The 13,043-nt window shown below is 40.2% G+C and carries 14 protein-coding genes and 1 tRNA gene; 9 read left to right on the top strand and 6 right to left on the bottom strand.

The features are described from left to right. Window positions 1-33: 33 nt before the first annotated feature. The 4 genes from cls to ACFOWS_RS13005 form a co-directional block, all read right to left on the bottom strand. Window positions 34-1,455, bottom strand: a complete 1,422-nt coding sequence (gene cls / locus ACFOWS_RS12990) for a cardiolipin synthase (protein WP_379765176.1) — start codon at window positions 1,453-1,455, stop codon at window positions 34-36. Window positions 1,456-1,589: 134 nt separating this feature from the next. Next, window positions 1,590-1,793 carry a hypothetical protein gene (locus ACFOWS_RS12995; protein ID WP_366587310.1) on the bottom strand — a complete coding sequence of 68 codons (204 nt, stop codon included), beginning with the start codon at window positions 1,791-1,793 and terminating at the stop codon, window positions 1,590-1,592. Between the two features lie 35 nt (window positions 1,794-1,828). Beyond that, entirely contained in the window at window positions 1,829-1,990 is a 162-nt protein-coding gene (locus tag ACFOWS_RS13000) for a DUF1328 family protein (RefSeq protein ID WP_179382879.1), read from the bottom strand. Between the two features lie 175 nt (window positions 1,991-2,165). Continuing rightward, window positions 2,166-2,855 (bottom strand): SOS response-associated peptidase, encoded by a 690-nt coding sequence (locus ACFOWS_RS13005; RefSeq protein ID WP_379765180.1) that lies wholly within the window; start codon window positions 2,853-2,855, stop codon window positions 2,166-2,168. A gap of 242 nt (window positions 2,856-3,097) precedes the next feature. Between ACFOWS_RS13005 and ACFOWS_RS13010 the strand changes: the two genes are divergently transcribed. Then, entirely contained in the window at window positions 3,098-4,135 is a 1,038-nt protein-coding gene (locus ACFOWS_RS13010) for a helix-turn-helix domain-containing protein (protein ID WP_379765183.1), read from the top strand. Between the two features lie 8 nt (window positions 4,136-4,143). Here ACFOWS_RS13010 and ACFOWS_RS13015 read toward each other — a convergent pair whose 3' ends face one another. Continuing rightward, on the bottom strand, window positions 4,144-4,593 hold the full coding sequence (locus ACFOWS_RS13015) for a hypothetical protein (RefSeq protein WP_379765186.1): 450 nt from the start codon (window positions 4,591-4,593) through the stop codon (window positions 4,144-4,146). A 77-nt stretch (window positions 4,594-4,670) separates the two neighbouring features. Here ACFOWS_RS13015 and ACFOWS_RS13020 point away from each other — a divergent pair, with 77 nt between their 5' ends. Both ACFOWS_RS13020 and ACFOWS_RS13025 read left to right on the top strand, forming a co-directional pair. Beyond that, a complete protein-coding gene (locus tag ACFOWS_RS13020) occupies window positions 4,671-4,955 on the top strand; it encodes a helix-turn-helix domain-containing protein (RefSeq protein ID WP_379765613.1) in 285 nt (94 codons plus the stop codon). A 172-nt stretch (window positions 4,956-5,127) separates the two neighbouring features. Further along, complete coding sequence (locus ACFOWS_RS13025) at window positions 5,128-7,020, top strand: tetratricopeptide repeat protein (protein WP_366587318.1); 1,893 nt, start codon at window positions 5,128-5,130, stop codon at window positions 7,018-7,020. A 226-nt stretch (window positions 7,021-7,246) separates the two neighbouring features. Here the strand turns inward: ACFOWS_RS13025 and ACFOWS_RS13030 are convergent. After that, window positions 7,247-7,319, bottom strand: a tRNA-Phe gene (locus tag ACFOWS_RS13030). 101 nt (window positions 7,320-7,420) lie between these two features. Between ACFOWS_RS13030 and ACFOWS_RS13035 the strand changes: the two genes are divergently transcribed. From ACFOWS_RS13035 to ACFOWS_RS13060, 6 genes are all read left to right on the top strand, one after another. Further along, window positions 7,421-8,149, top strand: a complete 729-nt coding sequence (locus tag ACFOWS_RS13035; protein WP_379765189.1) for a type III pantothenate kinase — start codon at window positions 7,421-7,423, stop codon at window positions 8,147-8,149. Further along, on the top strand, window positions 8,150-9,430 hold the full coding sequence (locus ACFOWS_RS13040; RefSeq protein WP_379765192.1) for a hypothetical protein: 1,281 nt from the start codon (window positions 8,150-8,152) through the stop codon (window positions 9,428-9,430). A 104-nt stretch (window positions 9,431-9,534) separates the two neighbouring features. Further along, window positions 9,535-10,905, top strand: coding sequence for a hypothetical protein (locus tag ACFOWS_RS13045; RefSeq protein WP_366587338.1), 1,371 nt, complete (start codon window positions 9,535-9,537; stop codon window positions 10,903-10,905). A gap of 1 nt (window position 10,906) precedes the next feature. Then, on the top strand, window positions 10,907-11,509 hold the full coding sequence (lptC, locus tag ACFOWS_RS13050) for an LPS export ABC transporter periplasmic protein LptC (RefSeq protein WP_366587340.1): 603 nt from the start codon (window positions 10,907-10,909) through the stop codon (window positions 11,507-11,509). 1 nt (window position 11,510) lies between these two features. Next, window positions 11,511-11,714, top strand: coding sequence for a hypothetical protein (locus ACFOWS_RS13055; RefSeq protein ID WP_379765196.1), 204 nt, complete (start codon window positions 11,511-11,513; stop codon window positions 11,712-11,714). A gap of 2 nt (window positions 11,715-11,716) precedes the next feature. Then, the gene (locus ACFOWS_RS13060; RefSeq protein WP_379765199.1) at window positions 11,717-13,006 is read left to right on the top strand and encodes a hemolysin family protein; all 1,290 of its coding nucleotides are present in this window, start codon (window positions 11,717-11,719) and stop codon (window positions 13,004-13,006) included. The last annotated feature ends 37 nt before the right edge of the window (window positions 13,007-13,043 follow it).

A 13,043-nucleotide genomic window follows, 5' to 3' on the forward strand; every position in this document is an offset into this window, starting at 1 on the left:
ATTAATGTTTGCCGTAAAAAGATTGCAGGAATGCTATAGTAGTGGTTTAAAAAACTTGGAAAGGCCTTCCATAAATTTTTTCCAGCGGGGCCGGTTCTTGAACTCTTCCAAATTAAGTTGCTCGGACTTTTCACACAGGGCGTTGAATTCCGCTGTCATTTCTTTGTTGATGTCTTGATCATATATCAAAATGTTGGCCTCGTAATTGAGTTCAAAACTTCTAATATCAAAATTACCCGAACCTACGGATACTAGGTCATCATCCACAATTAGGATTTTGCTATGGGAGAAATCATCCCGCAGAAAAATTTGTATTCCGGCCCCCAAAAGTTCTTCAAATTGCGAAAACATGGCAAACATGGCAGCAATGGAATCAGATTTTTTGGGAACCAGCAAACGGATTTCAACACCTTGCAACGCAATCACTTTTAAGGCTTGAAAAAAGGCTTCTCCGGGAAGAAAATAGGGGTTTGCAATGCAGACAGACCTTTGGGCTTGATTGATCATTCCAATATACTGCTGCATGATGGTGGGATGGCTGGAATCTGGCCCTCCGGCCACTACCTGTGCATCCACTTCACCACATTTTGACTGTTCGAAAAGATAATCTTCAATCTTGAACTTTTCTTTTTTGCTGGCGAAGAAATAATCCTTTAAAAAAACAAGGTGTAGGTCGTTTACAATAGGTCCTTCAAGCTTTAAATGAGTGTCTTTCCATTTGCCAAGTTCACCCATGTGCTTAATGTATTTGTCCGAAACGTTCACCCCGCCCGTAAAGGCCACTTTATTATCGATGACCACTATTTTTCGATGGTTCCTAAAGTTGAGATAGAACAATAAATTCTTTATACGGATGGGCATTATGGGGTGAATTTTGACCCCAACGTCCTTGAATCGTTTTTTGGGCCGGCCTCTCAGCGTGTAACTTCCAAAGGAATCGTAGATAATGCGTACTTCCACCCCCTCGGCAATTTTCCTTTTGAAGAGTTCCAGCATTTTGTCGAAAAGTGTACCCCGTTCCAAAATGTAATATTGCACATGGATGAATTTTTCGGCTTCCTCCATGGCCTTGAACAAGGTGTTGAACGTTTCACCCCCATCTTGAAGCACCCGTATGGCATTGCCACTGGTGGCCACGGTATTGGAGTTGGCTTTAATAAGTTGGTTCATTCTCTTTTTTCGCATATCCGAGCCAAAATCGGCAGGAAAATGATCGGAACTGGGGGCATTTCCGTAGGAAAAACGTTTACGCTGCTCAAATTCCTTGGTTTTGAAAAACTTGAACTTACGCCGATTGACCCCAAAAAGATAATATAGAACAACGCCGATTATGGGCAGGACAATAATGGCGAGAACCCAACCAATGGAACGGGAAGGACGCCTTCCATGATAAATGATCGAACCTATGGACCAAAGGGAAAGGACAATATAGACAATGGTGAATAAGGTCTTCAAAAGAGGGGTTCAGTAATTAATTGGATTCTAAGCTACTGCACAAAAAAACAATACACAATGTTTTTTCCTTTAGGGACAAAAAAACGCTGAACAATTCTGTCCAGCGTTCCGATTTAGTGTTCTACGTGCGGATTCTAGTGGTCATCCGTCATATCCTCAATTTCATCCCCAACATCATCAGCAGCATCTTCAATATCATCTCCAACTTCTTCCGCTCCGTCTTTAATTTCCTCTACGGCTTCTTCAGCCTTACTTTCTTTGGTTTCCCTGCAACTGGTCACACTTGCACCAATGGCCATGGCAATCAGTAGCATTAATAAACTTATTGATCGTTTCATCTGTTTCTATTTTTAGTTAATAATTAGTATTTATTTTAAAGTCTTTTTCTTCCGGTAATCAGTGAAATAATGAATAGCACTATGAAAATGAAGAAAAGAATTTTGGCTATGCTCGCCGCGCCAGCGGCAATTCCTCCAAAACCGAATATCCCGGCAATGATGGCCAAAATTACAAAGGTGACTGTCCAACGTAACATATTATATAGTTTTTGGTTGTTGCCTGACTAACTCTTAATCAGTACACTACAAATTTGGGGGATTCTTTACTGAAACCTTGCTCCTATCAAGTTTGATGTTGACCCATAAGCGTTAAGATGTGAAAAATCAGGGGTTTACGTGCAATAAGAATGTGTTGCGAGGTAAAAAAGGGGGTTATCGTTCCAGAAAGTCGGGATGTATAATGGTGTCTTGGTGCGTAATGTCCTTGAAGAATTCATCGGCCATAAGATTGGCTTTGAGTTCAACTTCAGGAGGGTTGTTCACGATTTCCTTCAACGCGTTGATGTCAAAATCATCCGTTAACCAAGCATCAGCATGGCTTTTGGGAATAATGATGGGAGCCAAGTTGCTGATGTCATGATAACTGGACACAAATGCGTTGGTCTTGGCCGTGATAAGAGCACAACATTGAAATCCATCCTCCAAGATATTATAGACCCCTGCCAGATAAAATGGTTTTCCATTTTTTAGGGTAACGTAGTATGTATAGGTTTTTCCGTTTTTGAGAAGGTGGGTGTAAAAGCCAGAAACGATGACCAAACATCGTCGCTTTACAAAGGATTCTTTCATCCATTCCACTTTTTCCAAATCTTGAAGTTGCACATTCAAGGTGTTGGCATTGTTTTGAAAGATGTACCAATCTTCCTTGAAATCCTGCGGCATTAAACCCCAAATGGCAAAAGAAATTCTACGCTTGTCCTGCATGGTAACAATACAGACATTGGTTTCTTTAAAACCATTGACTAGGGCACTGGGGGTATACAGATGGGGATATTTGAAATGTACGCCAAACTCCTCCTCAATCTGTTCACGTTCTGTTGCGTTGGAAAGTTTGTAAATCATGATATCAAATACTATTGAGTGCAAGTAACGCCTAAATCAAAAATTAGCTTGACGCAAAAAAAGTTATTCGTGATGCGAATACTAGATAATGTTTGGTTTTGGCAGGCATTTGAGGGATTATCAAGGAGCCTGATGGCGAGTTTCTCTTGGTATCCTTGTGGAACAATGCGGCACAAGGGTTATCTTTATCCTTCATCGGGCAATTGCCGAGAACAACAAGGGACAAGATCAACTCCGTATTTATGATTACCATTAACGTTGATGCCAAGGATACTGCGGGAACCGTGGAACAGATAAAGGAAGCCATTGGGGGCGAGCTCACCGAGCGATGGGGGCAGCACACCCTAACGGTTTCCAATAAAAAAGCCGAAGGCCATATTCGGTTTACTTCTTTTGACTGGGGCGTAAGCTTGTTGGAGTACGAGATTACTTTTTTTGATGAGGTTACCCTTATTGTGGACGCCTCAAAGTACAATCCCATTAACTTTTGCTTTTGTTTGGAAGGCTATTGCGGACACAAATTTGGGTATCAGACCATGAACGAACTGCGGATTCTGGAGCAATTTCAATCCGTGATCATTACCAGTAGGGATGGCGGTTTCAACCATGGGTATTTTCCCAAAGATGTGAAACTCTCCATCAGTATCATTCAGGTGGAACGGAAACCCTTTTTACGCAAACGGCTCAATCAAGGGGAAACGCTGAACAAAGAACTCTATCGGGTTTTCTTGGACACCGATCATGAAAAGGTGTTCGCCTATTTCGGCTCGTACAACCTTAAAATGGCCGACAAAATGAACGCGCTGAAAAAAGTGAAGGCAAAAGGCATGATCCGTATTATGCAGATTGAAGGACTCGTGTACCAGATTTTGTCCATGCACATGATGCAGCACAACAAGGAAATGGCGCAAAAAGGACCACAAACCTCCTTGTTGAAACGCGAGTTGAAGATTATACGGAGCTACGCCAAAAAGATAGAAAAGAACATTGCCAAAGACTTCTCTTTGGAAGAAATAGCGTCAGAAACCGGACTCACCCAGGCCAAGCTGCAAGAAGGTTTTAAACTGCTCTACAACAGAACCGTGACCGAATACATAAGACATGCCCGGCTGGAAGTGGCCCGGGACCTGATCAACACCACAGAAATGAACATCTCTGAAGTGGTCTACTCCATTGGCTTTACCAGCAGGAGCTATTTTTCCAAAATATTTAAGGAAAAATACGGGATAAGCCCCAGTGAATTTAAGAGCAGTAAAAAAGAAGCCGGGGTTGTAGGTTAGATGCTATTTTAAGGAGTTTGCCCACAAAGCGGCGTGCAATGGCGTTCCAATTTAAGGATACCTTGGTACACATGGGTCACCCACACCCGTAGGGTGGGGTCTGGCGCATCTATTAGAAAAGAGAGCTGTAATTTTTCTTCATCCACGTACAGCTTGCCTTGATCTAAGGGGCGGGGCAGCGCCAGCATTTCTGCATCATAGAATTCTTCTGCTTTGAGTATCTGGAATTGAAAGGAAAAGCTAAAGACCAGATTGTCCAGCACGGTGATTTCTGCCAGCCCTTTTTGCGGCATTTTTTGAAGGATGATACGGCTCTGTGGCCGTTGCACGCGGTGCAACAATTGCTCTCTTTGGTAATTGCGAATTTCAAGAGAGGCAAAGGTAATAATCTGTAGTTGGGTTTGGGAACTTTGGTGGAGGAGGTTGGTAAGGGTGGATAGAATAGGACGTGTAGGCATAGTGGATCGTTGGATTGTTAGATTTTGGGATATGATAGATGGAAGGTAAGCAAAATATTATAAAATAACACCATTTGGTGTTTTTATTAGGTTTTGGGAATGGGCAATTTGCTGCTATGCAGAAAGATTTGACAAAAGAAGAAGAACAATATCTCCTGAAATTTGGTGAGCAGATACGACGTTTACGCAAAGAAAAGGGAATGACTCAAGCTGATTTAGTATTTGAGGCCAAAGTTCATGGAAACATGATTGGTCGAATAGAGCGCGGTGAACGGGCAGCCAATCTTCTTCAGCTCCATAAAATTGCCAAGGCTTTGGAAGTTAATCTGGAAGAGCTTTTCGCATTTGAAAAGAAATTATGATAGTTAATTCTGAGAAACAAAGCAATGTCATTTTAGTTTTTGAAAAAACTTTTCAATGAGGTGCTATGCACGAACAGTTGGTCGGAAAAAGCGTTGCGAAAATCAATGCAAATTCTTTTTTTGTCATGATCATACCTATAAGTGGCGAACATCTGTTTTTCCTCTATTAATAATGATTATCGGCATTCCAGGTAGTATTGTTGGTATTGTCTTATTTTATGAATGGTTATATCCAGAGGAAAAAGTTTTAATCAGTGCAGATAGAATATATCCATCTTCTATATTTCCATCTTCTGATAGCTTGAATTTTAATGTGCTTATCACTCGTTTTGAAGATTATGTAACTCAAAATGATGCTGAATGTATAGGTAAGTCCATTCAGCAAAGTATTGGTGTAATTGATGCAAATAATGAATCTACTATACCAATTGTTTCGGTCTATGCCGATAGCATATTATCTCCTAATAATCAAACACTTGCAAAAGAACTTCAAGAGGAGCATAATGCTGACCTTATAATTTATGGTTTAGCAAGGAATATTGAGGATTGCAATAGCGCAGAAGTCTGTTTTAGGTTTAATGTGAATGAAAATTTTGTTTCAAGAGAGAATCCTGAGTTCAATATTCCAGTCACCAAACATGACGCGAAATATGTAATTACTACTCCTGTACAGATAGAAAGTGGAAATTTCGAAATCAACGAGTTTTCCATAAGAAAATGGATTTCGCTGCTCGCTGAACTAAAAATTAATAAGAAGAAAATTTCTTTTGTTGATTTAGAAAGAATAATGATCGATTCCGATACATTGTCAAATGAAGAACTTGCAAATGTTTATTTAAATATTGGTCTTACGTGCAAGTCTTTAAAACAGTACGACTGTTCTATCGAAGCTTATTCAAAGGCGATTAATTTGTTTTCGGATAATTCTGAGTATTATAATTACAGAGGTATTGTTTATAAAAATTCACAGAACTTTCAATTAGCGATTGAGGACTACACCAAAGCTATAAGTTTAAACCCCACTTATCATAAAGCATACTATAATAGAGGAGCAGCCTATGATCGAAGTAAAAATTATCAAGCTTCAATTGAAGACTTTAGTAGAGCTATTGAGCTTAATCCTGAAGATGAGGATTATTTTATTTATTTAGGCTTTGTATATGATAAAATGAAAGAATATCATAAGGCTATAAAATATTATTCGATTGCAATTAGTATGAACCCTATAGATACTTTGGCATATGGTAATCGAGCAACCACCTACAGGGACCTAAATCAAAAGAAAAAAGCTATGGAGGATATTGAAATGGCTCTTTCTTTAGATTCTACATATTCGCCATCATATAATAGTAGGGGAATCTATTATAAGAATGAAAGGAAATATCAGCTTGCATTAAAAGATTATAATAAAGCAATATTACTATCAAATGGGGAACATACCTATGCCTATTTTAATAGAGGATTTTTACATATTCTTCTTGGGAATTATTCAAAGGCGGTAAATGATTTTGATAAATCTACTGAATTAAACCCAGAGGATTATGATGGCTATTTTTTCAGAGGAATAGCTAAACTCGAACTGAAAAATTATGAATCGGCAATTGAAGATTTTAATCAATCCATTGAATTAAATGATTCCATTAATGATAATTACTATCATAGGGGTAGATCCTTTTACAAGCTAAAAAAATATGGGGAGGCAATAGAAGATTTTGACAGGGCAATACAACTGAATGCATCAAATTTTCGTGCCTATTCTTCAAGAGCTTCTGCTTATTTCAAAATACAAAATCAAAAGAAGGCTCTAAGTGACTTTGATAAGGCAATTGAGTTAAATCCAGATTGGGCAAATACGTATAATAGTAGAGGTGTATTATATCTAAAAACATTAAATGTTAACTATGCAATAAACGATTTTAAAAAGGCAATTTCACTTGAAAACAACCACTTCTATAGTTATGTCAACCTGTTTTTCTCATATTGCCTTAAATATTGGTATTTGGTAATTGCAATTTTAGCAGTATTGATGGTCTTTGTTGCTAGGAAATTTTTATTAAGGAAGTAAGTAGAGTGTGTTTGTTAGTGCCCCCGCCGCCGCAAGATTGCATCTTGTGGTTTAGCAGAATAGATCTAAACAAAAACCCGGCAAATTTGCCAAGTTCTTTGTAGTACCTCCAGGGTATTACTTCGACAAAAAACACTGTTTTTTGCTCAGCATAAACTTCGATTCCGTTTTGTTCCAAAACAAAAGCCCATCCAAATTGGATGGGCTTTTTGTAGTTGCCACTTCGTGGTACCTCCAGGAATCGAACCAGGGACACACGGATTTTCAGTCCGTTGCTCTACCAACTGAGCTAAGGTACCATGCCTGTTAAGCGGGTGCAAATATAATTTCAAAATTAGGATATACAAACAAAAACCTCAAAAAAGGCATTCCTTTTTTTGCAATTCTCGATCTTTGTAGCATGAATCTGGTCATAGACATTGGCAATACCTTAATTAAATACGCCGTTTTTGATAACGGCAACCTCCTTTATGACCAAAGTTCGGAGTCGGGGTTATTTCTCTCCAAGGTCAAGGAACTCTTTGAACAGTACCCTAGAATTAACCATGCCCTTATTTCCTCCGTAGGCAAGCTGGACCGAAAAGAACGGGATATTGTGGCCCTGTTCTGCAAGGTTCATGTGCTCACGCACGATTCCAAAGTGCCGTTCAAGAACAGCTATGCAACACCCCAGACCTTGGGGATGGATAGGGTTGCTCTGGCCACCGCCGCTTTTTATCATAATCCAAGGGGCAACACTTTGGTCATTGATGCCGGCACTTGCATTACCTATGATATGGTCAACAACGGTGGGGAGTACGTGGGAGGCGCCATTTCTCCTGGTATTCGCATGCGCTATAAAGCCATGCATAACCAAACGGCGGCACTTCCGCTATTGGACCCAGAGGATATTATGGACTTTATTGGAAATTCCACCGCAAGCAGCATGCACAGTGGGGTAATCAATGGGGTTACGCAAGAAGTGGATGGGGTGATAGACCAGTATCGCAATCGTTTTCAACATTTAACAGTTATTTTAACAGGCGGTGACGCCCAATTTTTTGCGAAAAGGCTAAAAAACACCATATTTGCGAATTCTAAATTTCTCCTGGAGGGGCTAAATTGCTTGCTGGAATACAACAAACGTTAGATGGTTAAGAAATTTTTGATTGCTTTTGTTTGCATGGTCGCACAAGGCCTTTTTGCACAAAACGGTACCATATCGCCATATTCATATTTTGGGATAGGAGATCTTAGAACTTCTGGAACGGTGGACAACCAAATGATGGGTGGGATGGCCATGTACGCGGATAGTATCCACATCAACCTGCAAAATCCAGCAGCTTACTCAAAACTACGACTTACCACCTATACCGCTGGAATATCGCACACCGAAAATAGATTGAAGGACTGGACCGAGGAACAACGGATTTCCGTGACAAATCTGGATTATTTGGCCATTGCATTTCCCGTCGCCAACAAAGTTGGGGTAGGTTTTGGTTTGATGCCACTCTCATCCGTTGGGTACAATCTTAGGGATGAGACCACAACAGGTACAGGTTCCATGGTCACCAATGTGTATTCGGGTGAAGGAGGGTTGAACCGAATCTACATATCAGTGGGTTTTGAACCCTTCAAGAATGTTAGTTTGGGGGCAACCGTAAATTATAATTTTGGGACATTGGAATACCAACGAATTCAAAGTGTGGAAGATGTACAATTTGGTACGTTGGATAATAGGGAATCGCGAATAAACGGATACGACTTTAATTACGCTTTGAATTATACACCTACCATAAAAGACAAGTATACACTGTTTACTTCGGTTCGTGTAAATACCCAAGGAAATCTTGTTTCCAAAAACTCGCAAAGACTGGGTTCGTTTTCTTTGGTAACTGGCGACGACATTGAGGTCATTGATGTGGATTTGGATGCTACCAACAGAAGAAACACCGAATTGAAGATTCCCACCCGAACCACGATAGGATTAGGATTTGGTGAAGATAAAAGGTGGTTTATGGGAGGGGAATACAGCTTTCAACAATTCAGTGATTTTGAAAACACCTTCCTTGGTTTGGAGAATGTTACCTATAATGACGCAAGCACCTACGCATTTGGTGGGTACTGGGTGCCGGATTACCGCTCATTGTCCAGCTATTTTAAAAGAGTTACCTATCGCGCTGGAGTGCGGTATGACCTAAGTGGGTTGGAGGTGAACAACAAGGAGATCAATAATTTTGGCATAACTTTTGGACTAGGATTACCGATGGGCGGATTAAACTATGAATCTGCCTTCTCAAACTTGAATATTGGATTTGAGCTTGGAAGAAGAGGAACCACGGATGCAGCACTGATTGAGGAAAGCTATTTTAAAGTCAATGTGGGATTATCATTAAATGCAAGGTGGTTTAGAAAAAGAAAGATAGATTGATGCGCCTTTTTTTTAAAAATATCATAATTAACCAACCATATGAATCCCTATAAGAGGATTTTTTAATGAAAATTTGTACTTTAACCACTTTAAAAATCAGTAAGATGAAGAAGAAACACTACTTAACGATGATAGCGGTCATTATGTTGACGGGATTAAGTATGGCTCAAGCACAAAATCCAGAGTGCATGACCAATCTTTCCATTTACGCAGAACACGCAAAAGTAAAAAACTATGATGCCGCCTACGAACCATGGAAAATGGTGTATGAAAGTTGTCCGGACATCAATAAGGCCAATTTCTCCTACGGGGAAAGAATCTTAAAGCACAAGGTTGAAAATTCAACGGGTGCCGATAAGGATGGCTATGTACAAGAATTGTTGTCTTTGTACGATAACAGTCTCAAATATTTCCCGAAAAACTATTCTTCGGCAGGTGTTGGGATAGACAAGGCCCTTTTATTATATGATAACAAAATGGCCTCTGATGAGCAGATATTCAAAATGTTGGATGAGGCTTTCAAATCAGACAAAGAAAATTTCACCAACCCAAAGGCACTGTACCTTTATTTCTCAAGTTTGGTGGATTTGCACGCTGCTGGTAAAAAAGACCTACAAGATGTATTTGACACCTATGATGATGTAACCGAGAAGGTTGAGACGGAAAACCAAAAGTTGACCGACGTTATCACAAAGCTGCTACCTAAAGATTCTACAGGAACCATTACATCCAAAGAAAAAAGAATGCTGCGGGTTGCCAGCACCAACTCTGAATCCTACGGTAAGGTAGGAGCCAGTATCGATTCCAAATTGGGAGCTTTGGCCGATTGTGACAATCTCATTCCTCTTTATGAAAAAAGCTATGAAGAGAAAAAAGGCGATGTTGCTTGGGTAAAAAGAGCCGTGGGAAGAATGTTCTCCAAAGAATGTACCGATGACCCTATGTTTAGAAAGTTGTTCGAAGCCCAGTTGGCCTTGGAGCCTTCCGCAAGTGCATATCTGTATGGAGGTGCTTTGAAGCAAAAATCCGGAGACACCAATGGAGCCATTGCTGATTTCAACAAGGCTGTTGAGTTGGAAACGGACTCCTATAAAAAATCAGATATCCTATACAAAATTGCTACTACAGTACGTAGAACCAGTAAATCGCAGGCCAGAAGCTATGCCCTAAAGGCAATTGATGCCAACCCCGCCAACGGTAAGGCATATTTGTTGATTGCAAATCTTTATGCAAGCAGTGCCAACGATTGTGGAAGCACTCCATTTGAAAAGAGAGCTATCTATTGGAAAGCTGAGGATATGGCCAGAAAAGCAGGACGTGTTGACCCATCTTTGGGAAGCACTGCCAGTCAGACAGCGGCTAGTTATTCAGAAAGAGCCCCTAGCAAAGAGATGATCTTTAATTCCGGAATGGCCGGAAAAACAGTATCGTTCAGTTGCTGGGTAGGTGGTAGCGTTAAGGTGCCGAATCTATAAGGTGAAACAATCCTCTGAACATATTTTAAAGTGTTTTGCCACGGTTTTTACCGTGGCAATCCTTTTTATGTCCTGTGGTGACAACTACAAAAGAGTGGGGGAAGAGGCCGTAAAACCCATTTTTCCGCAAGGCGTGGCCCAAAACTTTACCCTTACCTATACCGAAAGCATTGAAGAATTGAGCTCGCAAGATTCGTCAAAGACGCGAGTAATTGCTGTGCTGACCAGTCCCATATCGGAGGATTTTGACAATCAAAGCTTTAAATTCCGTACCTTTCCTAAAGGACTCAAGGTTGATTTCTATGACGACAAGAACCAAAAAAGTATAATTACGGCCGACTACGGTATTGTCTATTCCCAAACCAGTTTGATAGACCTACGTGGAAATGTTGTGATAGAAAGCCATGATGGGAAAAAGTTGGAAACACCCCAGCTGTTCTTTGATAGAAAAAACAACTGGATTTTCACCGAAGAAACCTTTACCTATACTAATCCAGAAGATGGAACCGTAATGGATGGCGAGGGGATGGATTTCAACAAGGATTTCAGTTTTTTCAAGGCCCACAAAACCTATGGTCTAATGACCATTAAAGAAGAAGAATGATATGATTAAAATATTACGGTATACAGAATACCTTTACTTGGCCGTGGCTGCCATTTCAATCTACAAGATCATTACGCTTTGGAGTGTAGAGCCCAAAGAAACCTATATTTTTATTTTCTTTGCGGTGGTTTCAATTGCCATGTTCATCTTCAGACGAAGATACCGTAAACGCTTTGAGCAACATAAAAAGGATAATCAACAATAGCCTTGGATACCTCGGTAATCATCATAGTCCTTTCATTACTGTTTTCGGCTTTCTTTTCAGGAATGGAAATTGCATTTATTTCTGCCAACAGAATTCACATAGAAATTGAAAAGAAACAAGAGGGACTTTTGGCCAAACTACTGACATGGCTCACCGACAAACCCTCAAAGTTTATTGCCACCATGCTCATTGGCAACAACATAGCTCTGGTCATTTATGGGTTATTCATGGGAGATGTGCTCATGGAATGGTTCCAAAGCCTACTCCCGGCAAAGTATGACTTTGTAAATGTTCTGCTTACGGATTTCAGCCTATTGACCCAAACCGTAATTTCAACTCTGATTATTTTGTTTACGGCGGAATTTTTGCCCAAAGTGCTCTTTCAGATTTATTCCAATACCCTGCTGAAATTCTTTGCCATTCCCGCCTACTTCTTTTACGTGTTGTTCTCTATTGTCTCTTGGTTTGTGATCAAGGTTTCGGACTTTATTCTGAAGATTTTTTTCAAGATTGATGGAGACGAGGTGCAATTATCCTTCACCAAATTGGAATTGGGAGATTATATTACCGAGCAGATGGAAACCGTAGAAGAAGAGGATGTGGTGGATTCAGAAATACAGATTTTCCAGAATGCGCTACAATTTTCCACGGTAAAGGCACGCGAGGTCATGGTGCCCAGAACCGAGATAACTGCTGTTGAGTTGGAGGAGACACCAAAGAACCTCACCAAGTTGTTTACCGAAACGGGCTACTCTAAAATACTCGTGTTCAAGGATAGCATTGATGAAATCATTGGTTATGTACATTCCTACGAACTTTTCAAAAAACCAAAAACCATAAAAAGCATCCTGCTGCCGGTAGAATTTGTGCCAGAGACGATGCTCATTCAAGATATTTTGAATGTACTTACCAAAAAACGAAAAAGCGTGGCGGTGGTGTTGGATGAATATGGAGGTACGGCCGGACTCTTGACCGTGGAGGATATTATTGAAGAACTCTTTGGTGAAATTGAGGATGAACATGACAGCACGGACCTACATGAAGAACAGGTCAGTGAAAATGTATTTAAGTTTTCTGCACGATTGGAGGTAGACTACATTAATGAAACCTATAAATTGGAATTGCCCGAAAGTGAGGAATACGAAACCTTGGGCGGACTGATCATGAACGAGACCGGCGAAATTCCCGAGCAGGATTCAGAAGTGAGGATCGAAAATTTCAGCTTTCACATTTTAGAGGTGTCCAATACCAAAATCGATTTGGTCAGTGTACGTGTTCGCACTGAGGATTAACAATTTCCAGCGTTTTTTACCCTTTCCTATTTGAAAA

The sequence above is a fragment of the Flagellimonas marina genome (assembly GCF_042651185.1).
GTDB lineage: Bacteria > Bacteroidota > Bacteroidia > Flavobacteriales > Flavobacteriaceae > Flagellimonas > Flagellimonas marina.

Excerpts from the sequence above, each read along its gene's own strand:
- ACFOWS_RS13015 (WP_379765186.1), bottom strand. The coding sequence starts at position 4,593 with ATGCCTACACGTCCTATTCTATCCACCCTTACCAACCTCCTCCACCAA.
- ACFOWS_RS13055 (WP_379765196.1), top strand. The coding sequence starts at position 11,511 with ATGATTAAAATATTACGGTATACAGAATACCTTTACTTGGCCGTGGCT.
- ACFOWS_RS13025 (WP_366587318.1), top strand. The coding sequence starts at position 5,128 with ATGATTATCGGCATTCCAGGTAGTATTGTTGGTATTGTCTTATTTTAT.
- ACFOWS_RS13005 (WP_379765180.1), bottom strand. The coding sequence starts at position 2,855 with ATGATTTACAAACTTTCCAACGCAACAGAACGTGAACAGATTGAGGAG.
- ACFOWS_RS13000 (WP_179382879.1), bottom strand. The coding sequence starts at position 1,990 with ATGTTACGTTGGACAGTCACCTTTGTAATTTTGGCCATCATTGCCGGG.
- ACFOWS_RS13045 (WP_366587338.1), top strand. The coding sequence starts at position 9,535 with ATGAAGAAGAAACACTACTTAACGATGATAGCGGTCATTATGTTGACG.
- ACFOWS_RS12995 (WP_366587310.1), bottom strand. The coding sequence starts at position 1,793 with ATGAAACGATCAATAAGTTTATTAATGCTACTGATTGCCATGGCCATT.
- ACFOWS_RS13010 (WP_379765183.1), top strand. The coding sequence starts at position 3,098 with ATGATTACCATTAACGTTGATGCCAAGGATACTGCGGGAACCGTGGAA.
- ACFOWS_RS13035 (WP_379765189.1), top strand. The coding sequence starts at position 7,421 with ATGAATCTGGTCATAGACATTGGCAATACCTTAATTAAATACGCCGTT.
- ACFOWS_RS13040 (WP_379765192.1), top strand. The coding sequence starts at position 8,150 with ATGGTTAAGAAATTTTTGATTGCTTTTGTTTGCATGGTCGCACAAGGC.